Here is a 25,756-nt window from a genome sequence, read left to right on the forward strand (position 1 = left end):
GCAAGTACGACGTCGAGGTGCTGGGCGTGCTGGCCCTCGGGGTGAAGGTCGAGTGGACCCAGGACGACCTGGGCCGCGTGGCGACGCTCGCGGCGGGCCTGGCGCTCACTCACGACCGGCAGGCGAGGTGCGGACGTTGCGCGTCTGCTCGGCCCGCGCCGCCAGCTCGGCGTCCGGCGGGTAGTCGACCGCGGTCAGCGTCAGGCCGTGCGCCGGGGCCACCGCGCTGTCGCGGACTCCGCTCGCCAGGACCTGTTCCGGCCAGCCGGGTGCGCGACGGCCGTCGCCCACCAGGAGCAGGGCTCCCACCAGGCTGCGGACCATCGAATGGCAGAACGCGTCCGCCGAGACCGCCACCTCCAGCAGGTGCTCGTCCACCCGGCGCCACTCCAGGCGCTGCAGCTCGCGGATCGTCGTGCCCGTGTCGCGCTGCTTGCAGTACGCCGCGAAGTCCTGCAGCCCCAGCAGTGCCGACGCCGCCGCGTTCATCGCGTCCGTCGAGAGTGGACGGTTCCAGGCCAGCGTGTCCTTGCGGCGCAACGGGTCCACGCCCCACGGTGCGTCGGACACGCGGTAGCGGTAGTGGCGGCGGATCGCCGAGAAGCGGGCGTCGAAACCGTCCGGGGCCACCCGGGCGCCCAGCACCCGGACGTCGCCCGGCAGGAGGCGGTTCCAGCGGCCCGTCATGCGGGTCAGGTCCGGGATGCCGTCGGCGGAGACCGGGATTCGCCCGGCCGAGGAAGCGAGCGGCACGACGTCGACGTGCACCACCTGGCCGGTCGCGTGCACCCCGGCGTCCGTGCGGCCCGCGACCACCACGGACTTCGGCACCGAAGCCCCCGGCGGCTGCCGGTGCAACGCCTCCTCCAGGACCCCCTGGACCGTGCGTCGCGACGGCTGCCGGGCCCAGCCGGAGAAGTCCGTGCCGTCGTAGGAGACGTCCAGGCGCAGACGAACGAGCCCGCCCTCCCCAGGGGGAGTGGCGGGCTCGTCCGGAACGGCTTCCGTCGTCAGGACTCGTCGTCCTGCTGCGACGGCGGCAGCGAGAAGCCCGCGGCTTCGGCAGCCTCGGCGGAGGCGAACCACACCTCGGCCTTGGTCTGCTCGTAGTACGGGCTTTCCTCGGTGTGGTAGTACTTCGACTCGTCGTTGCCCTTGATCGGGAAGCCCTCGGGCTGCGTCCCGTCCTCGAGCGCGGCGTGGCTGCCCTCACCGTAGGGAGCCTCCGAAGCGGCTTCCTCGGTGGCGGGGGCCTCGACCGCGGCGGCCGGCTTCTCGTCCTTCGCGAACTTGGTCTTGCGAGCCCGCTCGGCTTCCGAAGTCACGGTCTTCTCGGGCACCAGTTCGATGACCGCCATCTTGGCGTTGTCGCCCTTGCGCGGCATCGTCTTGGTGATCCGGGTGTAGCCACCGTCGCGCTCCGCGAAGTGCGGACCGATCTCGGCGAACAGCTTGTGGACGACGTCCTTGTCACGGACGACGCGCTGTACCTGACGACGGTTGTGCAGGTCGCCCCGCTTCGCCTTGGTGATCAGCTTCTCGGCCAGCGGGCGGACCCGCTTGGCCTTCGCCTCGGTCGTCGTGATCTTGCCGTGCTCGAACAGCTGCGTGGCCAAGTTGGCCAGGATCAGCCGCTCGTGCGCGGACGACCCGCCGAGCCGGGCTCCCTTGGTAGGGGTGGGCATTGGTTCTCCTACTAGTTCAGCTCGCAGCGTCCAGGCACAGAGCCCTAGAGCTGCTCGGTCTCTGCGTAGTCCTGGCCATCGTCGTGGCCGTCCGAAATCCCGTCGGCGATGCCACCGACACCCTCCGACCAGCCTTCACCGTCGTAGCTGGCGGCAGCCGCGGTCGGGTCGAACCCGGGCGGGCTGTCCTTCAGCGCGAGGCCGAGGCCGACGAGCTTGAGCTTGACCTCGTCGATCGACTTGGCGCCGAAGTTGCGGATGTCGAGCAGGTCCGCCTCGCTGCGCGAGACCAGCTCGCCCACCGTGTGGATGCCCTCGCGCTTGAGGCAGTTGTACGACCGGACGGTGAGGTCCAGGTCCTCGATCGGCATCGCGTAGGCAGCGATGGTGTCCGCTTCCTGCGGCGACGGGCCGATCTCGATGCCCTCGGCGTCGACGTTCAGCTCGCGGGCGAGACCGAACAGCTCCACCAGCGTCTTGCCGGCCGACGCGACCGCGTCGCGCGGCGTGATCGACGGCTTGGTCTCGACGTCCAGGATCAGCTTGTCGAAGTCGGTGCGCTGCTCGACACGGGTGGCCTCGACCTTGTACGTCACCTTCAGCACCGGCGAGTAGATCGAGTCGACCGGGATCCGGCCGATCTCCGCGCCCGCCTGCTTGTTCTGCAGGGCCGGAACGTAACCGCGGCCGCGCTCGACGACGAGCTCGATCTCGAGCTTGCCCTTGCCGTTCAGCGACGCGATGTGCAGGTCCGGGTTGTGCACGGTGACGCCGGCCGGAGGCACGATGTCGGCCGCCGTGACCTCACCGGGGCCCTGCTTGCGCAGGTACATGGTGACCGGCTCGTCCTCTTCCGAGGACACCACGAGCTCCTTGAGGTTCAGGATGATGTCGGTGACGTCTTCCTTCACCCCGGGAACGGTGGTGAACTCGTGCAGCACGCCGTCGATGCGGATGCTCGTCACGGCCGCGCCCGGGATGGACGACAGCAGCGTACGACGCAGCGAGTTGCCGAGCGTGTAGCCGAAGCCGGGCTCCAGCGGTTCGATGGTGAACCGGGAGCGGGTCTCGTTGACCGTCTCTTCGCCGAGAGCCGGCCGCTGGGAAATCAGCATTCTTCCTAATTCCTTTCCAGACGACGCCCGCCATATGACGTCGAAGGGATGGCGCGGCGGCGGCGCACCTGTTGCGCCGCCGCCCTGCGTCCGACCGGGGCCGGACTACTTCGAGTAAAGCTCGACGATCAGCTGTTCCTGAACCGGAACGTCGATCTGCGCGCGCTCCGGCAGCTGGTGGACCAGCACGCGGAGGTTGGACTGGACGACCTGCAGCCACGCCGGGACCGGACGGTCGCCGTAGGACTCCTTGGCCACGACCAGGGGCAGCATCGAGAACGACTTCGGCCGCACGTCGATGATGTCCCACTTCGAGACCTGGTAGGACGGGACGTTGACCTTGACGCCGTTGACCAGGAAGTGGCCGTGGCTCACCAGCTGACGCGCCTGACGGCGGGTGCGGGCGATGCCGGCGCGGTAGATCACGTTGTCCAGGCGGGACTCGAGGATCTGCAGCAGGTTCTCACCGGTCTTGCCAGGACGCCGGACGGCTTCCTTGTAGTACCGGACGAACTGACGCTCGAGAACGCCGTAGGTGTAGCGAGCCTTCTGCTTCTCCTGCGACTGCAGGAGGTACTCGGACTCCTTGATGCGCCCGCGGCCGTGCTGGCCCGGCGGGTAGGGGCGACGCTCGAAAGCCTGGTCGCCGCCGATGAGGTCAACCTTGAGGCGACGCGAAATACGCGTCGCGGGGCCGGTGTAACGAGCCATTTCTTCTTACTCCTCCCCGTTCCTCAGACCCGGCGCCGCTTGGGCGGGCGGCAGCCGTTGTGAGGCTGCGGGGTCACGTCCTGGATGGTGCCGACCTCGAGGCCGGCCGCCTGCAGCGAGCGGATCGCCGTCTCGCGACCCGAACCCGGGCCCTTCACGAAGACGTCGACCTTCTTCATGCCGTGCTCGGCGGCCTTGCGGGCAGCGTTCTCGGCGGCCATCTGCGCGGCGAACGGGGTGGACTTACGCGAGCCCTTGAAGCCCACGTGACCACTCGACGCCCACGCGATCACGGCACCGGTCGGGTCCGTGATCGAGACGATGGTGTTGTTGAAGGTGCTCTTGATGTGCGCGTGACCGTGCGCGACATTCTTCTTTTCCTTGCGGCGGACCTTCTTGGCCCCGGCCGCAGTACGAGACTTCGGTGGCATGTTCTGAGGGTTCTCCTGTTAGCGCGCGTTCTCTTGGTGAGCGGCGACCGCTTCGGCCTGTCCGCGCCGGATGATCGACCCGGCGTCGGTGTACAGGTTGCGGAGCGCCATCGGGCGGGCGTAGAGCGCCTTGGGCGAAACGCAAGCCGTGCCGCGGCGCTGGACGCCGCCCATCTGCACGACCTTCTTGCCCTGGACGCTCACTTCTTGCCAGCCTTCTTCTTGCCGGCGACCGTCTTCTTCGGACCCTTGCGGGTACGGGCGTTGGTCTTCGTGCGCTGACCACGGACGGGAAGTCCGCGGCGCCAGCGAAGGCCCTCGTAGCACCCGATCTCGATCTTCCGACGGATGTCGGCGTTCACCTCGCGGCGAAGGTCACCCTCGACCTTGAAGTTCTCTTCGATGTACGTACGCAGCTTCGCGAGGTCGTCATCGCTGAGGTCTTTGACGCGGGTGTCCGCGTTGAGCTCGGCAGCCTTGATCAGCTGCTTCGAGCGGGTACGGCCGATGCCGTAGATGTACGTAAGCGCGATCTCCAACCGCTTTTCGCGGGGGAGGTCTACGCCAGCGAGTCGTGCCATTGGCGTTGATGCTCCTTCATTGAATTCATCTTCAGGTCTGCTCCCCGTCCGGTTCCGGGACCGACTCGCCTGTCGTGCCCTCTGCTTGCGCTTCGGGTGTCCCGGCCCCGGCCTGAAGTCCGGGGGTGAACCGGACCACTCGCGTGGCCCGGCAGGTGCGGGGAGGTTGTGTAGCCGTCAATCCACTCTGCTCGAGTGCGAGTGATCAGCCCTGCCGCTGCTTGTGCCGCAGGTTCTCGCAGATCACCATGATCCGGCCGTGCCGGCGGATCACCTTGCACTTGTCGCAGATCTTCTTGACGCTCGGCTGGACCTTCACGTCTTCTGCTCTCCTAGTAGCTGCTCTGCCACCCGGGGCTTCGCCCCGAGCCGGGGGCTCCGCCACCCGGAACCCCCGAAAAGCGACTCGTCGTGATCACTTGTAGCGGTAGACGATGCGACCACGAGAGAGGTCGTAGGGCGAGAGCTCCACGACAACCCTGTCCTCGGGCAGGATGCGGATGTAGTGCTGCCGCATCTTGCCGCTGATGTGTGCCAGGACCTTGTGACCGTTCTCCAACTCGACGCGGAACATCGCGTTGGGGAGCGGCTCGACTACGCGGCCTTCGACCTCGATGGCCCCGTCTTTCTTCGCCATGTCCTCCGCATTTCCTTGTCATCAACCGTCTGTCGCCACACCTGATCAACTCGAGCACTAGTGCTGGGTCGGGTGTTGCGTGGCACACTGGTGCCCAGGTCCCAAGATCGTGAAATCACGAGCGCGCGAGATCCGGGCGCGATAAGTGCGCCGACTTGACAGTGTACGCAACCCGTGTCGCGACCCCCAAACTGGGGGTAACCATGCTAGGAGAACGCGCAGGTGCACGTGACCTCGATCACCACGATGGGGTGAATGCGCAGGTCAGGAGTCCTCGGGCGCAGTGAGAACCCACGGGCCCTCTTCGGTGATCGCCACGGTGTGCTCCCAGTGGGCCGCGCGGGAGCCGTCGGCCGTGACGACCGTCCAGCCGTCGTCCAGCTCGCGGGTCTCGCCGCCGCCGCCGGTCAGCATCGGCTCGATCGCCAGCGCCATGCCGGGCTTCAGCCGCGGGCCCTTGCCCGGCTTGCCGATGTTCGGCAGGAACGGGTCCATGTGCATCTGGCGCCCGATGCCGTGACCGCCGTACTCGACGATCATCCCGTACTCGACGCCGTCGTCGCGGCCTGCGCGTTCGGCGGCCGACTGGACGGCGTAGGAGATGTCGGTCAACCGGCCGCCGGCGCTGACCGCCTCGATGCCGGCCCACATCGCCGCCTCGGTCGCCGCGGACAGCGCCAGGTCGGCGTCGGAGACCTCGCCGATGGCCAGCGTGACGGCGGAGTCGCCGTGCCAGCCGTCGAGGATCGCCCCACAGTCGACGGAGATGATGTCGCCGTCGGCCAGCACCTGGGTCTTCGCCGGGATGCCGTGGACGATCTGGTCGTTCACCGACGCGCAGATCGACGCCGGGAAGCCGTGGTAGCCCTTGAAGGACGGCACCGCGCCGGCGTCCCGGATCGTCTGCTCGGCCAGCTCGTCGAGCTCGGCCGTGCTGACGCCCGGTTTCGCGGTGGCGCGGACCGCCGCCAGCGTGCGGGCGACGACGAGCCCCGCGGCCCGCATCGCCTGCAGCTCGTCCGGGGTCTTGACCTCGATCATGCGCCCACGGCGGAGCACTTGCAGAACACGCAACCCTCCGAGATTCACGTGCGGTCGCGCAGCGCTTTCAGCACCCGGCCGGAGATCTCCTCGACGCTGCCGACGCCGTCGACGACCACGAGGATGTCGGCGTAGTACTCCAGCAGCGGCGCGGTTTCCGAGACGTAGATCTGCTGACGCCGGCGGATGACCTCTTCGGTGTCGTCGGCGCGGCCGCGGGACATGAGGCGCGCCACGACGACGTCCTCCGGCACCTGCAGCTGGATCACGGCGTCGAGCGAGACGTCGGCGTCGCCGAGGATCTCGCCGAGGACCTCGGCCTGCTTGGTGTTGCGGGGGAAGCCGTCGAGCAGGAAGCCGGCCTTCGCGTCCGGCTCCGCCAGGCGCTCGCGGACCATCTCGTTCGTGACCGAGTCGGGCACGAGCTCGCCCGAGTCCAGGTAGCGCTTCGCTTCCTGGCCCAGCGGGGTCTCCTGGCCGACGTGCGCGCGGAACAGCTCGCCCGTGGAGATGTGCGGCACGCGCAGCTGCTCCGACAGGGCCTCCGCCTGCGTACCTTTGCCCGCGCCGGGCGGACCCACGAGAACCAGCCGTGTCACTTCAAGAACCCTTCGTAGTTGCGCTGCATCAGCTGGCTTTCGATCTGCTTCACGGTGTCGAGCCCGACACCGACCATGATCAGCACAGCCGTGCCACCGAACGGGAAGTTCTGGTTGTTCCCGCTACCGGTCACCGACAGGAAGAAGTTCGGAAGGATCGCGATGATACCCAGGTACAGCGAACCCGGAAGGGTGATCCGGCCGAGCACGAAGCTCAGGTACTCCGCCGTCGGGCGGCCCGGGCGGATGCCCGGGATGAACCCGCCGAACTTCTTCATCTCTTCCGCACGCTCGTCCACGTTGAACGTGATCGTGATGTAGAAGTACGTGAAGAAGATGATCAGGGCGAAGTACAGCGCGATGTGCACCCAGCTGGACTGGTTCACGATGTAGTTCTTGATGAAGACCTGCCAGCCGGAGTTGCTGTTCTGGTCGCCGACGAGGCGGCTGATCAGGTCCGGCAGGTACAGCAGGGAAGACGCGAAGATGACCGGGATGACGCCGGCCTGGTTCACCTTGATCGGCAGGTAGGTCGACGTGCCGCCGTACATCCGGCGGCCGATCATGCGCTTGGCGTACTGCACCGGGATCCGGCGCTGCCCCTGCTCGACGAAGATGACGCTCGCGATGATCACCAAGCCGAAGACGCAGATCATCGTCAGCGCGACGCCACCGCCGTTGCTGAGGATGTTGCCGCCCTCGACGGGGATGCGCGCGGCGATGTTCAGGAAGATCAGGACGGACATGCCGTTGCCGACGCCGCGCTCGGTGATCAGCTCACCCAGCCACATCATGACGGCGGTGCCCGCGGTCATCGTGATGACGATGATGGCGAGCGAGTAGACGCTGTTGTCCGGGATGATCGGCTGGTCGCAGTCCGGGAAGAGCTGCTTGCGGTCCGCGAGCGCGACCACGCCGGTGGCCTGCAGGATCGCCAGCGCGACCGTCAGGTACCGGGTGTACTGGGTCAGCTTGCCCTGGCCGGACTGGCCTTCCTTCTTCAGCTCCTCGAACCGCGGGATGACCACGGTCAGCAGCTGGATGATGATGCTCGCCGTGATGTACGGCATGATCCCGGTCGAGAAGAGCGACAGCTGCAGCAGCGCACCGCCGCTGAACAGGTTCAGCAGCTGGTAGACGCCTTCCTGCTGCGCCTGGGAGCTACAGGCCTGTACCGCCCCGTAGGAGATCCCGGGTGCCGGGATGGTCGCACCGATTCGGTAGACCGCGACGATGGCTAGCGTGAACAGGATCTTCTTGCGTAGATCCGGCGTCGCGAGAGCCGAGCGGAAGGCGCTGAACACGCGGGGGACCTCCTCGGCGTCGTCGGCCGTCCTCAACCGACGATCGGCTTGGCCGGCACGGGTGGCCGGCGGGAACACACAGCACTACTGGCACGCAAGCCAGGAACGCTTCGGGGCACACTCGTCCCGAAGCGTGTCGCCGACTCTAACAGCTTCACAGGGCGTGTCCGCAGTGCGTGTGCGTTTTCCGTACCAAGGTTGCTCCGGCGGGTTGATCCACATCGCCGGCTTGCCCATAATCCTTGACACAGGGCCACAAGATCCGGTTCAGGCGGTCGACGTCGCGAGCACGCCGGCCAGCCCGACGAGGACCACACCGGTGCCGCGGTCGACGTTGCGCCGCGCCCGCCGCGTCAGCTCGATCGACTTCACCGCGGCGCCGACGCCGACGTACACCGAGCCGGCCAGGAACTCGGCCAGCAGGTAGACCGCGCCCAGCACCGCGATCTGGGCCGAAAAGGGCCCGTGAGCTGCGTCGATGAACTGCGGGACGAACGCCGTGAAGATGAGGATCGCCTTCGGGTTGGTGATCGCGACACCGAACTCCTTGCGCGCGACCCGCCACGCCGTCGCCGGTTCGGCCTTCGCCTTGGGACTGTCCGGTTCGTCGCCCTTGTGCCGGATGGTCGACCACAGGATCCGGACGCCGAGGTAGAGCAGGTAGGCGGCGCCGGCCCACTTGATGATCGTGAGGGCGGTCTCGGAGGCGGCCAGCAGCTGCCCGAGCCCGGCCGCCACGGCGGCGATCAACAGCGTGAACGCGGTCAGGCGGCCGAGCAGGCCGGCGAGGCCGCGGCGAACACCGTGCGTCATCCCGTGGTGGAGACCGAGCAGGTTGTTCGCCCCTGGCGTAAGCGCGATGAGCACGGACGCCCCGAAGAAGACCAGCAGCCACGACATGGTTCTCACGGTAGCTGCCGTGGCGAGCGGGTTATCCGGGCTCTTCCGGGGGCAGCACGGTGATGGCGACGCCGCTGGGCGGGGTCGGGGTGTCGGCGTAGGCGAGCGCGGGGTCGGCCCATTCCTCGCCGGAGCGCCGCCAGGCGGGCAGGTAGGCCAGCACGGCCGCGACGCCGGCCACGACGGTGGCCCCGATCAGCAGCCACATGCCGGCTTCGGTGGTGACTTCGAGGTCCATGCCGTCCGCCAGGGCGGACAACCCGGGCCCGCCCATGCCGACGGTGATGACCACGCCGGCGGTAAAGACGGCACCCGCGGCGATCAGCCACCGCCCGGGACCACGGCCCGGCCGCGCGAAGGCCGTGAAGGCGGCCACGGCCAGCACGAGGACGGCGAGGATCAGCGGGATGCCGACGGGCGATCCCCCCTGCTCGGTGACGTCCTGCCCGGGAATCTCGATGCGGCTGCCCCAGGCGGTTTCGGTCAGGGTGAGCTGCGCCTCGAAGAACCGCTGCCGGACGCTGACGTGCTGCTGCAGCCGGAAGAGCGGCAGGAGGCAGCCGGCGACGGTCATGAGTGCTGCGACAGCGGTGAGGACGGGTGGGAGGTAGCGGAGAAGCCCGGTGGGTGTTTCGGCTGGGGCCTCGGTCACCGGGATCGGTGCGGGCTCGGGTGCCGGGGCTGGAGCCGGTGCCGGGATGGCGGTGACCGAGCCGGGTAGCTCGGCGACCGGGTAAGGGAGCTGCTCGGCCGGGGAGTGAAAGGCGTGCGGATCAGGGGGTGCTGTGGGCGGGAAGAGCGGTGGGTCGGTCGGTGGGGCGGCTTCTGCCGGGAACGCCAGCGGGCTCACCGCCTGGGTAGCTTCCGCGGGACCCGGCGGCGCCGCGTCCGCCGCGGCCGCGAGCGGTGGGACAGCCTCCACCGGGAACCCAAGCGGATTCACAACCGGCGAAGCAGCCTCCGTCGTGACCGCCGGCGACGCAGCTTCCGCCGGGGCACCCAGCGGCTCCCCCGCCCCAGGCTCCACGCCCACCAGCTTCGGGGCCTCGACCGGGAAGCTCAGCGGCGACTCCCCCGCCTCGGGCAGCGGGCCGGGGTGCTCGGGCGGCTTCTGCGACGGTCTGTCCACCCTGTGATCCTCCGTCCGGATCCGCGCGGCGGCAAGGTATCTGTCCGGTCAGTCGTTCTCCGGGGGCAGCACCGTGATCGTCACGCCCGACGGCGGTGTCGTCGTGTCCGCGAACGCCAGCGCCGGGTCGGCCCACCCGGGACGCCCCGCCGCGAACCGGCGGTGGCTCAGCACCGCCGCCCCCGCCGCGGCCAGGACCGCCGCCAGGAGCAGCCACATGCCCGCCAGCACCGTCGTGTCCACCTGGGCCGGGCGGTCGTCGAAGAGCCGGCTCGCGCCGTGCATGCCGATCGTGCAGACCGATCCCGCCAGGAACGCCGCCCCCGCCAGCGTGGTCCGCCGCGCGGCCGGCGACGGACGGCGGGTCGCCGCCTGGCGGATGCCCAGGACCGCCGCGGTCAGGAGGATCGCGCTCGCCAGCAGCAGCGGGAACCCGAGCGGGACGGACGGCGAGCTGAGCTCGGCCTGGCCCGGGAACGAGTAGTCGACCCGCCAGGCCCGCAGCACCGACCGGGCGACCTCGTCGTCGCTCGCCCCCAGCAGCTGCTCGGTGCGGAAGAACGGCAGGAACGTCGCGAGCACCGTCAGCGCGAGAGCGAGCACCACGAGCACCGGGACGAAGAAGGCCAAGCCACGACGGTCCACCCCGCCGATCCTTCCGCCGGAGCAGGCCCACCACAAGCAGCTCCCGGGAACGCCGAAGGCCCGCCTGGCGAACCAGACGGGCCTTCGGGTTACTGCGAAACCGCTCAGTTGGTGGTGGCGGAGCCACCGGCCGCTTCGAGCTTCTCCTTGGCGGAGCCGGAGAAGCCGTCGGCGGTCACGTCGAGCTTGACGCCGTTGACGTCACCGGTGCCCAGCACCTTGACGAGCTTGCCCTTGCGGACGAGACCCGCCGCGGCGAGCTCTTCGGCGCCGACCGTGCCACCGTCCGGGAAGACGCGGGCGATGTCGCCCACGTTCACCGGCTGGTACTCGGTGCGGAAGCGGTTCTTGAAGCCGCGAAGCTTCGGGAGCCGCATGTGGATGGGCATCTGCCCACCCTCGAACCCGGCGGGCACGTTCTTCCGGGCCTTGGTGCCCTTCGTACCGCGACCGGCCGTCTTGCCCTTCGAACCCTCACCACGACCGACGCGCATCTTCTCGCGCTTGGCGCCCGGAGCCGGACGCAGGTGGTGGATCTTGATGGCCGTCATGCCTTGACCTCCTCGACCTCCACCAGGTGGCGGACGGTGTGGATCAGGCCGCGCACCTGGGGGGTGTCTTCACGCACGACGCTCTGGCGGATCTTGCGCAGCCCGAGGGTGCGCAGCGACTCGCGGTGAGCGTGCTTCGTGCCGATCTTGCTCTTGACCTGGGTGACCTTGAGCTCAGCCATGTCAGACCCCCTGGCCCGCGCGCTGGCGCAGCATCCGGGCCGGAGCGACGTCCTCGAGCGGGAGACCGCGGCGAGCCGCGACCTCTTCGGGACGCTGCAGGCCCTTCAGGGCCGCCACGGTCGCGTGCACGATGTTGATCGCGTTGTCGGAGCCGAGCGACTTCGACAGCACGTCGTGGACGCCCGCGCACTCCAGCACCGCGCGCACCGGACCACCGGCGATGACGCCGGTACCGGCGGACGCCGGGCGGAGCAGCACGACGCCGGCCGCTTCCTCACCCTGGATCGGGTGCGGAATGGTGCCGCCGACGCGGGGAACGCGGAAGAAGTTCTTCTTCGCTTCCTCGACGCCCTTGGCGATCGCCGCGGGAACTTCCTTGGCCTTGCCGTAGCCGACGCCGACCTGACCGTCACCGTCACCGACGACGACGAGGGCGGTGAAGCTGAAGCGACGACCACCCTTGACGACCTTGGCGACGCGGTTGATCGTCACGACCTTCTCGAGGTGCGGGGTCTTGTCCTGGCCGGCCCCGCCACGGCCGCTGTCGCGCCGGTCCCGGCCGCCACCGCGACGGTCATTGCGGTCGTTGCCGCCCTGCCCGCCGGGTCCGCCCTGTCCGCCGCCGAATTGCCGTGTACGTCCCGGCATCAGGCTTTCCTTCCGTTAACAAGCTTCTGCATCGTCAGAACTCCAACCCCGCCTCACGGGCGGCGTCGGCGAGCGCGGCGATGCGGCCGTGGTAGGCGTTGCCCCCACGGTCGAACACCACAGCCGAGATCCCGGCGTTCTTGGCACGCTCGGCGACGAGGGCCCCGACCTTGGCAGCCTTGGCCTTCTTGTCGCCGTCGAACGACCGGAGGTCCGCCTCGAGGGTGGACGCCGACGCCAGCGTGTGGCCGGCCAGGTCGTCGATGACCTGCACGGCGATGTGCCGCGAGGACCGCTTGACGACCAGGCGGGGACGCTGCTCCGTGCCCGAAACCTTCTTGCGGAGCCGGAAGTGCCGACGGGCCTTCGCGACGCGGCGGCGGGTCGAGATGTCCTTGCCCACCGGCTTGCGCTTCGTAGTCGTGTCGCTCATGATCACTTACCCGTCTTTCCGACCTTGCGGCGGATCTTCTCACCCTCGTAGCGCAGGCCCTTGCCCTTGTAGGGGTCCGGGCGCCGCAGCTTGCGGATGACGGCCGAGATCTGGCCGACCTTCTGCTTGTCGATACCGGAGACCGAGAACCGGGTCGGGGTCTCCACCTTGAAGGTGATGCCCTCCGGAGCCTCGATCTTCACCGGGTGCGAGTAGCCGAGGGCGAACTCGAGGTCCGAGCCCTTGGCCTGCACGCGGTAACCGACACCGTGGATCTCGAGCTTCTTCTCGTAGCCCGCGGTCACACCGACGACCAGGTTGTTCACCAGGGTGCGGGTGAGACCGTGCAGGGCCTTGCTGGTGCGCTCGTCATCCGGGCGCTTGACCAGCAGAGTGCCGTCCTCGTCGCGCTCGACCGTGATCGGCTCGGCGATGGTGTGCTCCAGGGTCCCCTTGGGGCCCTTGACGCTGATGTGCTGACCGTCGATGGTCACCTCGACCCCGGAGGGGACGGCGACCGGCAGCTTTCCGATGCGTGACATGTCTGTGCCCCCTTCCTTACCAGACGTAGGCGAGGACTTCGCCGCCCACGCTGTTTCGCTTGGCCTGACGGTCCGTCTGCAGCCCCGAAGACGTCGAGATGATCGCGACGCCGAGGCCACCGAGAACGGACGGCAGTTCGGTCGATTTTGCGTAGACCCGCAGGCCGGGCTTGGAGACGCGCCGGAGGCCGGCGATGCTCCGCTCACGGTTGGGGCCGTACTTGAGCTCGACGATCAGGTTCTTGTGCTTCTCGCCCGGCTCGTCGCGGTAGCTCGCGATGTAACCCTCGCGCTTGAGGATCTCCGCGATGTTCGCCTTGAGCTTCGAGTGAGGAAGCACGACCTCGTCGTGGTACGCCGAGTTCGCGTTGCGCAGACGGGTCAAGAAGTCTGCGATCGGGTCGGTCATCGTCATGGTGACCTGTCAACCTTTCTCGCCTGGTTCCCCGCCGTCCGGAGCACGGACGGCGGGGCCTGTGGCGAAGTGGGAGTTCTGTATCGAGTTACCAGCTGGACTTGCGGACGCCGGGCAGCTCGCCCGCGTGCGCCATCTCGCGAAGGCAGATCCGGCAGAGCCCGAACTTGCGGAACACGGCGTGCGGCCGGCCGCACCGCTGGCAGCGGGTGTAGGCACGGACGGCGAACTTCGGCTTCTTCGCGGCCTTGTGGACCAGTGCTTTCTTGGCCATCGGCTCAGTTCTCCTTGAACGGGAAGCCGAGCTTGCGCAGCAGCGCCCGGCCCTCGTCGTCGTTCGTGGCGGTCGTGACGACGGTGACGTCCATGCCGCGCGGGCGGTCGATGGAGTCAGGGTCGATCTCGTGGAACATCGACTGCTCGTTGAGACCGAACGTGTAGTTGCCGTGGCCGTCGAACTGCTTCGGCGAAAGCCCGCGGAAGTCGCGGATACGCGGCAGCGCGATGGTCAGCAGCCGGTCGAGGAACTCCCACATCCGGTCGCCGCGCAGCGTGACGCGCGCACCGATCGGCTGACCCTCGCGCAGCTTGAACTGCGCGATGGACTTGCGGGCCTTGCGGACCTCGGGCTTCTGGCCGGTGATCAGGGAGAGGTCCTTGACCGCACCCTCGATCAGCTTGCTGTCACGGGCGGCGTCGCCGACACCCATGTTCACGACGACCTTCACGACGCCCGGGATCTGGTGGACGTTGGCGAAGGAGAACTCCGCCTGCAGCTGGCCCTTGATCTCTTCGCGGTAGCGCACCTTGAGGCGCGGCGCGACCTTCTCTGCGGTGGTCATCAGATGTCCTTACCGTTCCGGCGCGAGATCCGGACCTTCTTGCCGTCCTCGCCGATGCGGTAACCCACCCGGGAGGGCTTGCCGTCCGAGTCGACGACCATCACGTTCGAGACGTGGATGGGCGCCTCCTGCGTGACGATGCCACCGGACTGCGCACCGCGCTGGGTCTGGGTGATCCGCGTGTGCTTCTTGATCCGGTTCACGCCCTCGACCAGCACGCGGTCGCGCTCGGGGTAAGCCTGGATGACCTTGCCCTTGGCGCCCTTGTCCTTGCCGGCGATGACGACGACCGTGTCGCCCTTCTTCACCTTCATCACAAGACCTCCGGCGCGAGCGAAATGATCTTCATGAACTTTCGGTCGCGCAGCTCGCGGCCCACCGGGCCGAAGATGCGGGTCCCGCGGGGCTCGTTGTCGTTCTTGATGAGCACGGCGGCGTTCTCGTCGAACCGGATGTAGGAACCGTCCGGACGACGACGCTCCTTGACCGTGCGGACGATGACAGCCTTGACGACATCGCCCTTCTTCACCCCGGCAGCCGGGATGGCGTCCTTCACGGTGGCGACGATGATGTCACCGATGCCGGCGTAGCGCCGCCCGGAGCCACCGAGAACGCGGATGCAGAGGATTTCCTTCGCACCCGTGTTGTCGGCTACCCGAAGCCGCGACTCCTGCTGGATCACGTCAACTCCTGTATGTCGCGCCGGTTCTCGCCCCGACGAGCGAGCCTTGCGGAACTAAGGACTCACGAAGAGCCCTGCTTACTTGGCCTTCTCCACGATCTGCACCAGGCGCCAGCGCTTGGTCGCCGACAGCGGGCGGGTCTCCATCAGGGTGACCCGGTCGCCCACGCCGGCCTCGTTGTTCTCGTCGTGCACCTTGACCTTGGTGGTGCTGCGGAGAACCTTCGAGTAGCGGGGGTGCTTCTTGCGGTCCTCGAGCTCGACCACGATCGTCTTGTTCATCTTGTCCGAGACCACGTAGCCCTCGCGGACCTTGCGGTCGTTCCGGGCCGGCGTCTCGGTGGTGGGCTCGCTCATGCGGCACCTTCACTCTCGGCGTCGGGGGCAACGGACAGGCCGAGTTCGCGCTCGCGCATGACCGTGTAGATCCGCGCGATGTCCGTGCGGACGGTGCGCAGACGGCGGTTGTTGTCGAGCTGCCCGGTCGCCATCTGGAAGCGGAGGTTGAAGAGCTCCTCCTTGTATTCCTTCAGACGCAGGACGAGCTCTTCCGCGGTGAGCTCACGCAGCTCCGATGCCAGAGCACCAGCGTTCGCCATCAGAACTCACCACCTTCACGGGTCACGATGCGGCACTTCATGGGCAGCTTGTGGATCGCGCGGCGGAGCGCCTCACGGGCGGTCTCCTCGTTCGGGAACGAGATCTCGAACATCACGCGGCCCGGCTTCACGTTGGCGATCCACCACTCGGGCGAACCCTTACCGGAGCCCATGCGGGTCTCGGCCGGCTTCTTGGTCAGCGGGCGGTCCGGGTAGATGGTCGTCCACACCTTGCCACCACGCTTGATGTGACGGGTCATGGCGATACGAGCGGACTCGATCTGCCGGTTCGTCACGTAGCTGTGCTCAAGCGCCTGGATGCCGTACTCGCCGAAGCTGACCTTCGTGCCACCCTTGGCGGCGCCGTGGCGCTTCGGGGAGTGCTGCTTCCGGTGCTTGACCCTGCGCGGGATGAGCACGTCTCAGCCCTCCGTCTTTTCTGCGGTCTCGGTGGCCGGAGCCGCCGGGGCCTCGGTCGTGGCCGCAGCGGCGGCGCGACCGGCTTCGGTCGAGGTGGCGGTCGTGCCCGAGGCGCCGGAACGACGCGGACGGGACGGCCGGTCGCTGCGGTCACGGTCGCGACCACCGCGCGGCGCGCGCTCGGCGGCGTCACGGGCCTCGCGAGCCTTCAGGCCACCCACGAGCTCACCCTTGTAGATCCACACCTTGACGCCGATGCGACCGAACGTCGTCTTGGCCTCGAAGAAGCCGTAGTCGATGTCGGCGCGCAGCGTGTGCAGCGGGACGCGGCCATCGCGGTAGTGCTCGGAGCGGGACATCTCGGCACCGCCGAGACGACCGCCGCACTGCACGCGGATGCCCTTGACCTGCGGCGAGCGCATGGAGGTCTGGATCGCCTTCCGCATCGCGCGGCGGAACGCCACGCGGTTGGAAAGCTGCTCCGCGACCGCCTGGGCGACCAGCTGGGCGTCGGCCTCGGGGTTCTTGACCTCGAGGATGTTCAGCTGGACCTGCTTCTTGGTCAGCTTCTCCAGCGCGCCGCGGATCCGGTCGGCCTCCGCGCCGCGGCGGCCGATGACGATGCCCGGCCGGGCGGTGTGGATGTCCACGCGGACGCGGTCACGGGTGCGCTCGATCTCGACCTTGGAGATGCCGGCCCGCTCCATGCCCGTGGCGAGGAGCTTGCGGATCTTGACGTCCTCGGCCACGTACTCGGCGTACTGCTTGTCGGCGTACCAGCGCGACTTCCAGTCCGTGGTGATACCCAGGCGGAAACCGTGCGGGTTGATTTTCTGGCCCACTACCGGCCACCTGCCTTCTTCTTGCTCTGAGCCTTCTGCGCGACGGCCGGACGCGACTCCACCTCGACGGTGATGTGGCTGGTCCGCTTGCGGATCCGGTACGCACGGCCCTGGGCCCGCGGGCGGATCCGCTTGAGGGTGGGGCCCTCGTCGGCGTACGCGTTCTTGACCCAGAGCGTCTCCGGGTCCAGCTGAAGGTTGTTCTCGGCGTTGGCCACGGCGCTGGCGAGCACCTTCGCGACCGGCTCGCTGGCCGCCTGGGGGGCGAACCGGAGCACGGCCAAGGCGTCGGCGGCGCTACGTCCCTTGATGAGCTCGATCACCCGGCGCACCTTGGTCGGCGAGTCCCGGACGAAGCGAGCCCGCGCGTACGCCGTAGGCAGTTCAGCCTCGGTCGTCACGTCGTTCTGGGCGTTCATCGCTACTTCCTGTCTGGTTTCGTGCCCGCTCAGCGGCGGCGCGACTTGCGGTCGTCCTTGATGTGACCCTTGAAGGTCCGCGTCGGGGCGAACTCGCCCAGCTTGTGACCCACCATGGCCTCGGTGACGAACACCGGGACGTGCTTGCGGCCGTCGTGCACGGCGATCGTGTGACCCAGGAAATCCGGGATGATCGTCGAACGACGCGACCAGGTCTTGATCACGGTCTTCTTGCCCGATTCGTTCAGCGCGTCCACCTTCTTGAGCAGGTGGTCGTCCACGAACGGGCCCTTCTTGAGGCTACGTGGCATGTTGTTCTACCTCCCTGCTCAGCGCTTGTTCTTGCCGGTACGCCGGCGGCGGACGATGAGGGCGTCGCTCGGCTTGCGCCGGCGCGTACGACCTTCGGGCTTGCCGTTCGGGTTGACGGGGTGACGACCACCGGACGTCTTGCCCTCGCCACCACCGTGCGGGTGGTCGACCGGGTTCATGACGACACCGCGGACCGTCGGGCGCTTGCCGCGCCAGCGGTTGCGGCCGGCCTTGCCCCAGTTGATGTTGGCGTGGTCGGAGTTGCCGACCTCACCGATCGTGGCGCGGTTGCGCACGTCCACGTTGCGGATCTCGCCCGAGGGGAGACGCAGCTGGGCGTACGGACCGTCCTTGGCGACGAGCTGCACCTTCGCGCCGGCGGACCGCGCCATCTTCGCGCCGCCACCGGGGCGGAGCTCGATCGCGTGGATCACGGTACCGACCGGGATGTTGCGCAGCGGCAGGTTGTTGCCCGGCTTGATGTCGGCCCGGGGGCCGTTCTCCACCGTGTCACCCTGGCGCAGCTTCTCCGGCGCGATGATGTAGCGCTTCTCGCCGTCGGCGTAGTGCAGCAGCGCGATGCGAGCGGACCGGTTGGGGTCGTACTCGATGTGCGCGACCTTGGCGGGGATGCCGTCCTTGTCGTTGCGACGGAAGTCGATGACGCGGTAAGCGCGCTTGTGGCCGCCACCCTTGTGCCGGGTGGTGATCTTGCCGGACGAGTTGCGACCGCCCGAACCGCTCAGCGGACGAAGCAGCGACTTCTCCGGGGTGGAGCGGGTGATCTCGGCGAAGTCCGAGACGCTCGAACCGCGACGACCCGGGGTCGTCGGCTTGTACTTGCGGATGCCCATTGTCAGCTCAGTCCTTTACGCGGTGGGTCCGCCGAAGATCTCGATCGCCTTGCTTTCAGGCGAAAGAGTCACGATGGCGCGCTTGGTGTCCTTGCGCTTGCCGAAGCCTGCGCGAGTCCGCTTCCGCTTGCCCTGGCGATTGGCCGTGTTGACACTGACCACCTTGACGCCGAACACCTTCTCGACCGCGATCTTGATCTGGGTCTTGTTGGCGTCCGGGCGGACGATGAACGTGTACTTGTGGTCCTCGAGCAGCCCGTAGGACTTCTCGGAGATGACCGGCGCGAGCAGGATGTCGCGGGGGTCCGGAATGGCGACCGAACTCACTTCTCGTCACTCCCTTCCGTGACCTCGCCCGACCGCGCGGAAGCCTTGACGGTCTTGCCGCGGGCGGGGCCGGCGACGAACACGTCGTACGCGGCCTTGGTGAACACGACGTCGTCGTTGACCAGCACGTCGTAGGTGTTGAGCTGGTCGGCCCAGAGCAGGTGCACCTCGGGCAGGTTCCGCAGGGAAACCCAGCTGTACTCGTCGTCCCGGTGCAGCACCACGAGCACGCGCTTCGCCTGCGTCACCGCGGCGAGAACGGCCTTGGCGGCCTTGGTCGACGGCTTCTCACCCGTCACCAGTTCGGTGACGATGTGCAGCTGGCCGGCGCGCGCCCGGTCGGAGAGGGCGCCACGCAGAGCGGCGGCCTTCATCTTCTTCGGGGTGCGCTGGGAGTAGTCGCGCGGCGTGGGGCCGTGGACGACGCCACCGCCGACGAACTGCGGCGCGCGGGTCGAACCCTGGCGGGCACGGCCGGTGCCCTTCTGCCGGTACGGCTTCTTGCCGCCACCGGAGACCTCACCACGGGTCTTCGTGTCGTGCGTGCCCTGGCGCGCCGCGGCCTGCTGGGCCACCACCACCTGGTGCATCAGCGCGACATTGGCCTGCACGTCGAAGATCTCCTCGGGGAGGTCCACGGTGCCGTCGGCTTTACCGGCCGGGGTCTTCAGCTCGACGCTTGTCATTCGGAGTTACCACCCTTCGCGGCGCTGCGCACGAACAGCAGGCCGCCCTTGGGACCGGGCACGGCGCCCTTGATCAGCAGCAGGCCGTCCTCGGCACGCACGGCGTGCACGGTCAGGTTCTGCGTGGTGACCCGGTCGTTGCCCATCCGGCCCGCCATGCGCAGGCCCTTGAAGACGCGGCCGGGGGTGGCGCAGCCACCGATCGAACCCGGCTTGCGGTGCACGGCCTGGGCACCGTGGCTCGCGCCCTGGCCCTTGAAACCGTGGCGCTTCATGACGCCCGCGTAGCCCTTGCCCTTGCTGGTACCGGTCACGTCGACCTCGACGCCGGCGGCGAACACCTCGGCGGTGATCTCCTGCCCGACCTCGTAGGTCTCGGCGTCGGTGGTGCGCAGCTCGGCGAGGAACCGGCGCGGCGTCACGCCCGCCTTGTCGTAGTGGCCGGTGCGCGGCTTGTTCACCTTGCGCGGGTCGACCGCGCCGAACGCCAGCTGCACGGCCTTGTAGCCGTCCTTCTCCTGGGTCCGAACCTGGGTGACCACGTTCGGACCGGCCTTCACGACGGTGACCGGGACAACCCGGTTCTGTTCGTCGAAGACCTGGGTCATGCCGAGCTTGGTGCCCAGGATGCCCTTCATCTGCCTGTCAGACATGAGTCTCTTATCTCCGCCGCTCGCCCGCCGCTACTACTGGATGTTGACGTCGACGCTCGCCGGCAGGTCGATGCGCATGAGCGCGTCGACCGTCTTCGGCGTCGGGTCGAGGATGTCGATCAGACGCTTGTGCGTGCGCATCTCGAAGTGCTCGCGCGAGTCCTTGTACTTGTGCGGCGAGCGGATGACGCAGTAAACGTTCTTCTCGGTGGGCAGCGGCACCGGCCCGACAACCCGGGCGCCGGTGCGCGTGACCGTCTCGACGATCTTGCGCGCCGAGGTGTCGATCGCCTCGTGGTCGTAGGCCTTGAGCCGGATGCGGATCTTCTGTCCCGCCATGGTGGCTGCTCGTTCCTTGTCGTCTCGTGCCGCTATCTCACAAACCCCGCCGCGGTGTCTCCACTTTGGCCTGGGTTTCCGCAGTTCAACGGCCCTGTCCCCGGTCCACGCGGTCGGGCGTGTCGCGCCCGACGCACAGACGGATCCCGCGGGATCGTCGTCTTGCCTGGTCTTCCTCAACGTGAGGAGGCTATGAGCCGGCTGCGCTTTTGCAAGAACGCCGTCTCACTGCCTTTGCCCGCTCGCCTACCCGAAGGAAGAGGCTCGGCGGACCGTGGCCACTCGCACCAGGGCGGCCGGACCCCGAAGGAGTCGGCCGCCCCAGGACGAGCAACCTGAATAGTGTCGCACACGTGATTTGACGCCCCTGACCCGGGGGTGTATTGCCCCCGGGGTCGGGCGTTAAATCACTTGATGATCTTGGTGACCTGACCCGCACCGACGGTGCGGCCACCCTCGCGGATGGCGAAGCGCAGGTTCACGTCCATCGCGACCGGCTGGATCAGCGCGACCGAGATGTCGGTGTTGTCGCCCGGCATGACCATCTCGGTGCCCTCGGGGAGGGTCACGACGCCGGTCACGTCGGTGGTGCGGAAGTAGAACTGCGGGCGGTAGTTGTTGAAGAACGGGGTGTGACGGCCACCCTCGTCCTTCGACAGGATGTAGACCCGGCCCTCGAAGTCGGTGTGCGGGGTGGTGGTACCCGGCTTCACGACGACCTGGCCGCGCTCGACGTCCTCACGCTTGATACCGCGGACGAGGAGGCCGACGTTGTCGCCCGCCTGGCCCTGGTCCAGCAGCTTGCGGAACATCTCGACACCGGTGACGGTGGTCTTGGTCGACTTTTCCTTGATGCCGACGATCTCGACCTCTTCGTTCACGTTGACCACGCCACGCTCGACGCGGCCGGTGACGACGGTGCCGCGACCGGTGATCGTGAAGACGTCCTCGATCGGCATGAGGAACGGCTTGTCGAGCTCGCGCACCGGGTCCGGCACGTTGTCGTCGACAGCGGTCATCAGCTCGAGAACGGCCTCGGCCCACTTCTCGTCGCCCTCGAGGGCCTTCAGGCCCGAGACGCGCACGACCGGGGCGTCGTCGCCGGGGAACTCCTGCGAGGACAGCAGCTCGCGGACCTCGAGCTCGACGAGCTCCAGGATCTCCTCGTCGTCGACCATGTCGGCCTTGTTCAGCGCGACCACGATGTAGGGCACGCCGACCTGGCGAGCGAGCAGCACGTGCTCACGGGTCTGCGGCATCGGGCCGTCGGTCGCCGCGACCACGAGGATCGCGCCGTCCATCTGAGCGGCACCGGTGATCATGTTCTTGATGTAGTCCGCGTGACCGGGGGCGTCGACGTGCGCGTAGTGACGCTTCTCGGTCTGGTACTCGACGTGCGAGATGTTGATCGTGATGCCGCGCTGCTTCTCTTCCGGCGCGTTGTCGATCTGGTCGAACGCCCGGGACTCGTTGAGCTCCGGGTACTTGTCGTGCAGAACCTTGGTGATCGCCGCGGTCAGCGTGGTCTTGCCGTGGTCGACGTGACCGATGGTCCCGATGTTGACGTGCGGCTTGCTCCGCTCGAACTTCGCCTTCGCCACTGGAATGTCCTCCTGGACTGATTTCGCTTTGTGCTCGGAGGGCAGCGTGGCTGCTGCCCTCCGAATGTTCCTTCGTCGGTGCTAGCGGACGTTCAGGAGAGTCCCTTAATGCCCGCGCGCGGTGAGGGGTTTTACTCCCCCGTCGCCTTCGCGATGATTTCCTTCGCGACGTTCGCGGGAACCTCGGCGTAGGAGTCGAACAACATGGAGTAGTTCGCCCGGCCCTGGGTGCGGGACCGGAGGTCACCGACGTAGCCGAACATCTCCGACAGCGGGACCAGCGCCTTCACGACGCGGATGCCCGCCCGCTCCTCCATGGCCTGGATCTGACCACGGCGGGAGTTGAGGTCACCGATGACGTCACCCATGTAGTCCTCGGGCGTGGTCACCTCGACCGCCATCATCGGCTCCAGGATCACGGGGTGGGCCTTCTTCGCGGCTTCCTTCATCGCCATGGAACCGGCGATCTTGAACGCCATCTCCGAAGAGTCGACCTCGTGGTACGCACCGTCCAACAAGGTGAACTTCAACCCGACGAGCGGGTAGCCGGCCAGGACGCCGTACTGCATCGCGTCCTGGGCGCCCGCGTCGACCGACGGGATGTACTCCCGCGGCACGCGGCCACCGGACACCTTGTTGTCGAACTCGTAGAGCGCGCCGTCGGTGCGCTCCAGCGGCTCCAGCTTCACGATGACCTTCGCGAACTGGCCGGAACCACCGGTCTGCTTCTTGTGGACGTAGTCGAGCTTGTCCACCGTCTTCTTGATCGTCTCGCGGTAGGCGACCTGCGGCTTACCGATGTTCGCCTCGACCTTGTAGTCGGACTTCATCCGGTTCACCAGCACCTCGAGGTGCAGCTCACCCATACCCGCGATGATCGTCTGGCCGGTGTCCTCGTCCAGCTTGACCTGGAACGTCGGGTCCTCTTCGGCCAGCTTCTGGATCGCCAGGGACAGCTTCTCCTGGTCGGCCTTCGTCTTCGGTTCGATCGCGACCCGGATGACCGGCTCGGGGAACGTCATCGACTCCAGCACGATCGGGTTCTGCGGGTCCGCCAGGGTGTCACCCGTGGTGGTGTCCTTCAGGCCGATGACCGCGTAGATGTGGCCGACCTGGGCGTCGTCGACCGGGTTCTCCTTGTTGGAGTGCATCTGGAAGATCTTCCCGATGCGCTCCTTGCGCTCCTTGGTCGCGTTGACGACCTGCGCCCCGGCGGCGACCTTGCCCGAGTACACCCGGATGTAGGTCAGCTTGCCGAAGAACGGGTGCGCGGCGATCTTGAACGCGAGCGCGGCGAACGGCTCGTCGACCGACGCCTTGCGGGTGGCCACGGTCTCGCCGTCGGGCAGCAGGCCCTCGACGGCCGGGACGTCCAGCGGGGTCGGCAGGTAGTCGATGACCGCGTCGAGCATGGGCTGCACGCCCTTGTTCTTGAACGCGGAACCGGCCAGCACCGGGAAGACCTGGCTGGTGATGGTGAGCTTGCGGATGCCGGCCTTGATCTCGGCTTCCGTGAGCTCCTCACCCTCCAGGAACTTCTCCATCAGCGCGTCGTCCGCCTCGGCGACGGTCTCGACGAGCTTCTCGCGGTACTCCGCGGCCTTCTCGGCCAGGTCGGCCGGGATGTCCTCGATCGAGTAGTCCTCGCCCTTCTGGACCTCGCCGCGCCAGGTCAGCGCCTTCATGCGGACCAGGTCGACGACGCCTTCGAAGTCGTTCTCGGCGCCGATCGGCAGCTGGATGACCAGCGGGCGGACGCCGAGGCGCTCCACGATGGTCTTCACGGTGTAGTAGAAGTCCGCGCCCAGCTTGTCCATCTTGTTGACGAAGCAGATGCGCGGGACGTCGTACTTGTCCGCCTGCCGCCAGACCTGCTCGGACTGCGGCTCGACGCCTTCCTTGCCGTCGAAGACGGCGACCGCACCGTCGAGCACCCGGAGGTTGCGCTCCACCTCGACGGTGAAGTCGACGTGGCCCGGGGTGTCGATGATGTTGATCTGGTGGTCGTCCCAGAAGGTGGTGGTCGCAGCCGAGGTGATGGTGATACCCCGCTTCTGCTCCTCCTCCATCCAGTCCATGGTGGCGGCGCCGTCGTGGACTTCACCGATCTTGTAGTTGACCCCGGTGTAGAACAGGATCCGCTCAGTGGTGGTCGTCTTGCCGGCGTCGATGTGGGCCATGATGCCGATGTTGCGGACCTTGTTCAGGTCGGTCAGCACTTCACGTGCCACGAGAGTGTTCCCCTGTTCTCAAGCTTGGGGCCCGGCATGGCTTGGTCGACAGCCGGGCAGTCATCACCAGCGGTAGTGCGCGAAGGCCCGGTTGGACTCGGCCATCTTGTGCGTGTCCTCGCGACGCTTCACGGAGGCACCGAGGCCGTTGGAAGCGTCCAAGAGCTCGTTCTGCAGGCGCTCGATCATCGTCTTCTCGCGGCGAGCCTGCGAGAAGGAGACCAGCCAGCGCAGGGCCAGCGTGGTGGAGCGACCCGGCTTGACCTCGATCGGCACCTGGTAGGTGGCACCACCGACGCGGCGGCTCTTCACCTCGATGGTGGGCTTCACGTTGTCGAGGGCGCGCTTCAGCGTGACGACCGGGTCGGTGCCCGTCTTCTCGCGAGCGCCTTCGAGCGCGCCGTACACGATGCGCTCGGCCAGGGACCGCTTGCCGTCCTTCAGCACCTTGTTCACCAGCTGGGTGACCAGCGGGGAGGCGTAGACGGGGTCGGAGATCAGCGGCCGCTTCGGGGCCGGACCCTTGCGGGGCATTAGCTCTTCTCCTTCTTCGCGCCGTACCGGCTGCGCGCCTGCTTGCGGTTCTTGACACCCTGCGTGTCGAGCGAACCGCGGATGATCTTGTAACGGACACCCGGAAGGTCCTTCACACGACCACCACGCACGAGCACCATCGAGTGCTCCTGCAGGTTGTGGCCCTCACCGGGGATGTAGGCGGTGACCTCGATGCCGCTGGTCAGCTTCACACGCGCGACCTTGCGAAGCGCCGAGTTCGGCTTCTTGGGGGTCGTGGTGTACACGCGAGTGCACACGCCACGCCGCTGCGGGCTCCCCTTGAGGGCCGCGGTCTTCTGCTTGGCAGCCTTGTCCTGGCGGCCCTTGCGGACCAGCTGCTGGATCGTGGGCAATGGACCAGCTTCCTGTCGTGATCTGCTTCTTCGTGTCTTCACCGGCCCCCGCGGTCGGGCGTGTCGGCCCGCGTCACGGTCTGTCGACCGGTAACTTCCCGGAGGGATTTTCCGTCGGAACCCCGACCTGCCGAAGCCGGTGACCGGGTGCCTGAGCACCCCGCCCATGCCGCACGGCACGCGGAGCGGCCCGACGCATGCCGGGCACGGTCTCCAAAGATACCCGCCCGGGTCCGGACGGAACGCGGCGGGGGTCCGTAGGCTGGCGAACCTCCAGCGTACCTCCGGACACCGGCCAGTGGCGGGATGTCCCGGAGTCCGGTCGCGCCGAAGCGGCGCAACGCTTTCCGGCGCCGGTCGCTCCCGGACCCGACGGGGCCCGGGCTGCCGGCCACACCTTGGATAACACACCCGGCCTGCGGAATGTTCCAAGCCCGGCCACGTACCCGGAGGGTCGAGTCGCATACCCAGGCGGTCGGCTCACCGGCCGC

Annotated in this window: 40 protein-coding genes; all 40 read right to left on the minus strand. The window is 67.8% G+C overall.

The window, feature by feature from the left end; translation table 11 throughout:
• Window positions 1–105 precede the first annotated feature (105 nt).
• Complete coding sequence (gene truA, locus ABZ342_RS12280; protein ID WP_155549470.1) at window positions 106–945, minus strand: tRNA pseudouridine(38-40) synthase TruA; 840 nt, start codon at window positions 943–945, stop codon at window positions 106–108.
• 65 nt (window positions 946–1,010) lie between these two features.
• Window positions 1,011–1,685: a 50S ribosomal protein L17 gene (gene rplQ / locus ABZ342_RS12285; RefSeq protein WP_155548884.1), complete on the minus strand. Its 675-nt coding sequence runs from the start codon at window positions 1,683–1,685 to the stop codon at window positions 1,011–1,013.
• A 44-nt stretch (window positions 1,686–1,729) separates the two neighbouring features.
• Window positions 1,730–2,800: a DNA-directed RNA polymerase subunit alpha gene (locus ABZ342_RS12290; protein WP_004558887.1), complete on the minus strand. Its 1,071-nt coding sequence runs from the start codon at window positions 2,798–2,800 to the stop codon at window positions 1,730–1,732.
• Between the two features lie 105 nt (window positions 2,801–2,905).
• Window positions 2,906–3,511, minus strand: a complete 606-nt coding sequence (gene rpsD / locus ABZ342_RS12295; protein ID WP_155548883.1) for a 30S ribosomal protein S4 — start codon at window positions 3,509–3,511, stop codon at window positions 2,906–2,908.
• Between the two features lie 23 nt (window positions 3,512–3,534).
• Complete coding sequence (gene rpsK, locus ABZ342_RS12300) at window positions 3,535–3,942, minus strand: 30S ribosomal protein S11 (protein ID WP_004558885.1); 408 nt, start codon at window positions 3,940–3,942, stop codon at window positions 3,535–3,537.
• An 18-nt stretch (window positions 3,943–3,960) separates the two neighbouring features.
• Window positions 3,961–4,146, minus strand: coding sequence for a hypothetical protein (locus ABZ342_RS12305; RefSeq protein WP_086681363.1), 186 nt, complete (start codon window positions 4,144–4,146; stop codon window positions 3,961–3,963).
• Window positions 4,143–4,523 carry a 30S ribosomal protein S13 gene (gene rpsM / locus ABZ342_RS12310; protein WP_004558883.1) on the minus strand — a complete coding sequence of 127 codons (381 nt, stop codon included), beginning with the start codon at window positions 4,521–4,523 and terminating at the stop codon, window positions 4,143–4,145. Before rpsM ends, ABZ342_RS12305 begins: the two co-directional genes overlap by 4 nt.
• Before the next feature lie 205 nt (window positions 4,524–4,728).
• Complete coding sequence (gene rpmJ, locus ABZ342_RS12315) at window positions 4,729–4,842, minus strand: 50S ribosomal protein L36 (protein ID WP_004558882.1); 114 nt, start codon at window positions 4,840–4,842, stop codon at window positions 4,729–4,731.
• Between the two features lie 96 nt (window positions 4,843–4,938).
• Window positions 4,939–5,160: a translation initiation factor IF-1 gene (infA, locus tag ABZ342_RS12320; protein WP_004558881.1), complete on the minus strand. Its 222-nt coding sequence runs from the start codon at window positions 5,158–5,160 to the stop codon at window positions 4,939–4,941.
• 264 nt (window positions 5,161–5,424) lie between these two features.
• A complete protein-coding gene (gene map / locus ABZ342_RS12325) occupies window positions 5,425–6,201 on the minus strand; it encodes a type I methionyl aminopeptidase (protein ID WP_360471936.1) in 777 nt (258 codons plus the stop codon).
• Between the two features lie 44 nt (window positions 6,202–6,245).
• On the minus strand, window positions 6,246–6,800 hold the full coding sequence (locus ABZ342_RS12330; protein WP_360471939.1) for an adenylate kinase: 555 nt from the start codon (window positions 6,798–6,800) through the stop codon (window positions 6,246–6,248).
• Window positions 6,797–8,104 (minus strand): preprotein translocase subunit SecY, encoded by a 1,308-nt coding sequence (gene secY, locus ABZ342_RS12335; RefSeq protein WP_155548880.1) that lies wholly within the window; start codon window positions 8,102–8,104, stop codon window positions 6,797–6,799. Before secY ends, ABZ342_RS12330 begins: the two co-directional genes overlap by 4 nt.
• Window positions 8,105–8,371: 267 nt before the next feature.
• Window positions 8,372–9,004, minus strand: coding sequence for a LysE family translocator (locus tag ABZ342_RS12340; protein WP_360471943.1), 633 nt, complete (start codon window positions 9,002–9,004; stop codon window positions 8,372–8,374).
• 31 nt (window positions 9,005–9,035) lie between these two features.
• A complete protein-coding gene (locus tag ABZ342_RS12345) occupies window positions 9,036–9,578 on the minus strand; it encodes a hypothetical protein (protein WP_360471946.1) in 543 nt (180 codons plus the stop codon).
• A 603-nt stretch (window positions 9,579–10,181) separates the two neighbouring features.
• The gene (locus ABZ342_RS12350; RefSeq protein WP_360471949.1) at window positions 10,182–10,763 is read right to left on the minus strand and encodes a hypothetical protein; all 582 of its coding nucleotides are present in this window, start codon (window positions 10,761–10,763) and stop codon (window positions 10,182–10,184) included.
• 119 nt (window positions 10,764–10,882) lie between these two features.
• The gene (gene rplO, locus ABZ342_RS12355) at window positions 10,883–11,329 is read right to left on the minus strand and encodes a 50S ribosomal protein L15 (protein WP_155548878.1); all 447 of its coding nucleotides are present in this window, start codon (window positions 11,327–11,329) and stop codon (window positions 10,883–10,885) included.
• Window positions 11,326–11,511 carry a 50S ribosomal protein L30 gene (gene rpmD, locus ABZ342_RS12360; RefSeq protein WP_155548877.1) on the minus strand — a complete coding sequence of 62 codons (186 nt, stop codon included), beginning with the start codon at window positions 11,509–11,511 and terminating at the stop codon, window positions 11,326–11,328. The genes rplO and rpmD overlap by 4 nt, the downstream gene beginning before the upstream one ends.
• Before the next feature lies 1 nt (window position 11,512).
• Complete coding sequence (gene rpsE, locus ABZ342_RS12365; protein WP_155548876.1) at window positions 11,513–12,160, minus strand: 30S ribosomal protein S5; 648 nt, start codon at window positions 12,158–12,160, stop codon at window positions 11,513–11,515.
• Between the two features lie 34 nt (window positions 12,161–12,194).
• Window positions 12,195–12,593 carry a 50S ribosomal protein L18 gene (gene rplR, locus ABZ342_RS12370; protein WP_230863078.1) on the minus strand — a complete coding sequence of 133 codons (399 nt, stop codon included), beginning with the start codon at window positions 12,591–12,593 and terminating at the stop codon, window positions 12,195–12,197.
• Between the two features lie 2 nt (window positions 12,594–12,595).
• Window positions 12,596–13,135: a 50S ribosomal protein L6 gene (rplF, locus tag ABZ342_RS12375; protein ID WP_155548874.1), complete on the minus strand. Its 540-nt coding sequence runs from the start codon at window positions 13,133–13,135 to the stop codon at window positions 12,596–12,598.
• Between the two features lie 16 nt (window positions 13,136–13,151).
• Complete coding sequence (gene rpsH / locus ABZ342_RS12380) at window positions 13,152–13,550, minus strand: 30S ribosomal protein S8 (RefSeq protein WP_155548873.1); 399 nt, start codon at window positions 13,548–13,550, stop codon at window positions 13,152–13,154.
• Between the two features lie 88 nt (window positions 13,551–13,638).
• A complete protein-coding gene (locus ABZ342_RS12385; protein ID WP_004558870.1) occupies window positions 13,639–13,824 on the minus strand; it encodes a type Z 30S ribosomal protein S14 in 186 nt (61 codons plus the stop codon).
• Between the two features lie 4 nt (window positions 13,825–13,828).
• The gene (rplE, locus tag ABZ342_RS12390; RefSeq protein ID WP_155548872.1) at window positions 13,829–14,392 is read right to left on the minus strand and encodes a 50S ribosomal protein L5; all 564 of its coding nucleotides are present in this window, start codon (window positions 14,390–14,392) and stop codon (window positions 13,829–13,831) included.
• Entirely contained in the window at window positions 14,392–14,706 is a 315-nt protein-coding gene (gene rplX, locus ABZ342_RS12395; protein WP_086675498.1) for a 50S ribosomal protein L24, read from the minus strand. Before rplX ends, rplE begins: the two co-directional genes overlap by 1 nt.
• Complete coding sequence (gene rplN, locus ABZ342_RS12400; protein WP_004558867.1) at window positions 14,706–15,074, minus strand: 50S ribosomal protein L14; 369 nt, start codon at window positions 15,072–15,074, stop codon at window positions 14,706–14,708. Before rplN ends, rplX begins: the two co-directional genes overlap by 1 nt.
• A 78-nt stretch (window positions 15,075–15,152) precedes the next feature.
• Entirely contained in the window at window positions 15,153–15,431 is a 279-nt protein-coding gene (gene rpsQ, locus ABZ342_RS12405; RefSeq protein WP_086675499.1) for a 30S ribosomal protein S17, read from the minus strand.
• Window positions 15,428–15,673, minus strand: a complete 246-nt coding sequence (gene rpmC / locus ABZ342_RS12410) for a 50S ribosomal protein L29 (RefSeq protein WP_086675500.1) — start codon at window positions 15,671–15,673, stop codon at window positions 15,428–15,430. The genes rpsQ and rpmC overlap by 4 nt, the downstream gene beginning before the upstream one ends.
• Window positions 15,673–16,092, minus strand: coding sequence for a 50S ribosomal protein L16 (rplP, locus tag ABZ342_RS12415; protein ID WP_004558864.1), 420 nt, complete (start codon window positions 16,090–16,092; stop codon window positions 15,673–15,675). The genes rpmC and rplP overlap by 1 nt, the downstream gene beginning before the upstream one ends.
• Window positions 16,093–16,095: 3 nt before the next feature.
• Window positions 16,096–16,935: a 30S ribosomal protein S3 gene (gene rpsC, locus ABZ342_RS12420; RefSeq protein ID WP_013222607.1), complete on the minus strand. Its 840-nt coding sequence runs from the start codon at window positions 16,933–16,935 to the stop codon at window positions 16,096–16,098.
• A complete protein-coding gene (gene rplV, locus ABZ342_RS12425; protein WP_086675501.1) occupies window positions 16,935–17,354 on the minus strand; it encodes a 50S ribosomal protein L22 in 420 nt (139 codons plus the stop codon). Before rplV ends, rpsC begins: the two co-directional genes overlap by 1 nt.
• 29 nt (window positions 17,355–17,383) lie before the next feature.
• Window positions 17,384–17,665, minus strand: coding sequence for a 30S ribosomal protein S19 (gene rpsS / locus ABZ342_RS12430; RefSeq protein ID WP_003102083.1), 282 nt, complete (start codon window positions 17,663–17,665; stop codon window positions 17,384–17,386).
• Window positions 17,666–17,683: 18 nt separating this feature from the next.
• Complete coding sequence (gene rplB, locus ABZ342_RS12435) at window positions 17,684–18,520, minus strand: 50S ribosomal protein L2 (RefSeq protein ID WP_155548871.1); 837 nt, start codon at window positions 18,518–18,520, stop codon at window positions 17,684–17,686.
• A 15-nt stretch (window positions 18,521–18,535) separates the two neighbouring features.
• On the minus strand, window positions 18,536–18,847 hold the full coding sequence (gene rplW / locus ABZ342_RS12440; protein WP_003102087.1) for a 50S ribosomal protein L23: 312 nt from the start codon (window positions 18,845–18,847) through the stop codon (window positions 18,536–18,538).
• A complete protein-coding gene (gene rplD / locus ABZ342_RS12445; RefSeq protein WP_155548870.1) occupies window positions 18,844–19,533 on the minus strand; it encodes a 50S ribosomal protein L4 in 690 nt (229 codons plus the stop codon). The genes rplW and rplD overlap by 4 nt, the downstream gene beginning before the upstream one ends.
• Entirely contained in the window at window positions 19,530–20,186 is a 657-nt protein-coding gene (rplC, locus tag ABZ342_RS12450; RefSeq protein WP_086675504.1) for a 50S ribosomal protein L3, read from the minus strand. Before rplC ends, rplD begins: the two co-directional genes overlap by 4 nt.
• 33 nt (window positions 20,187–20,219) lie before the next feature.
• Window positions 20,220–20,525, minus strand: a complete 306-nt coding sequence (gene rpsJ, locus ABZ342_RS12455; protein WP_003102098.1) for a 30S ribosomal protein S10 — start codon at window positions 20,523–20,525, stop codon at window positions 20,220–20,222.
• Window positions 20,526–20,932: 407 nt separating this feature from the next.
• The gene (gene tuf, locus ABZ342_RS12460) at window positions 20,933–22,126 is read right to left on the minus strand and encodes an elongation factor Tu (protein ID WP_155548869.1); all 1,194 of its coding nucleotides are present in this window, start codon (window positions 22,124–22,126) and stop codon (window positions 20,933–20,935) included.
• 131 nt (window positions 22,127–22,257) lie between these two features.
• Window positions 22,258–24,357 carry an elongation factor G gene (gene fusA, locus ABZ342_RS12465; RefSeq protein WP_360471959.1) on the minus strand — a complete coding sequence of 700 codons (2,100 nt, stop codon included), beginning with the start codon at window positions 24,355–24,357 and terminating at the stop codon, window positions 22,258–22,260.
• 63 nt (window positions 24,358–24,420) lie between these two features.
• Window positions 24,421–24,891, minus strand: coding sequence for a 30S ribosomal protein S7 (gene rpsG / locus ABZ342_RS12470; protein ID WP_003102106.1), 471 nt, complete (start codon window positions 24,889–24,891; stop codon window positions 24,421–24,423).
• Window positions 24,891–25,265, minus strand: coding sequence for a 30S ribosomal protein S12 (rpsL, locus tag ABZ342_RS12475; RefSeq protein ID WP_003102113.1), 375 nt, complete (start codon window positions 25,263–25,265; stop codon window positions 24,891–24,893). The genes rpsG and rpsL overlap by 1 nt, the downstream gene beginning before the upstream one ends.
• Window positions 25,266–25,756 lie beyond the last annotated feature (491 nt).

The sequence above is a fragment of the Amycolatopsis sp. NPDC005961 genome (assembly GCF_040629235.1).
Lineage (GTDB): Bacteria > Actinomycetota > Actinomycetes > Mycobacteriales > Pseudonocardiaceae > Amycolatopsis > Amycolatopsis camponoti.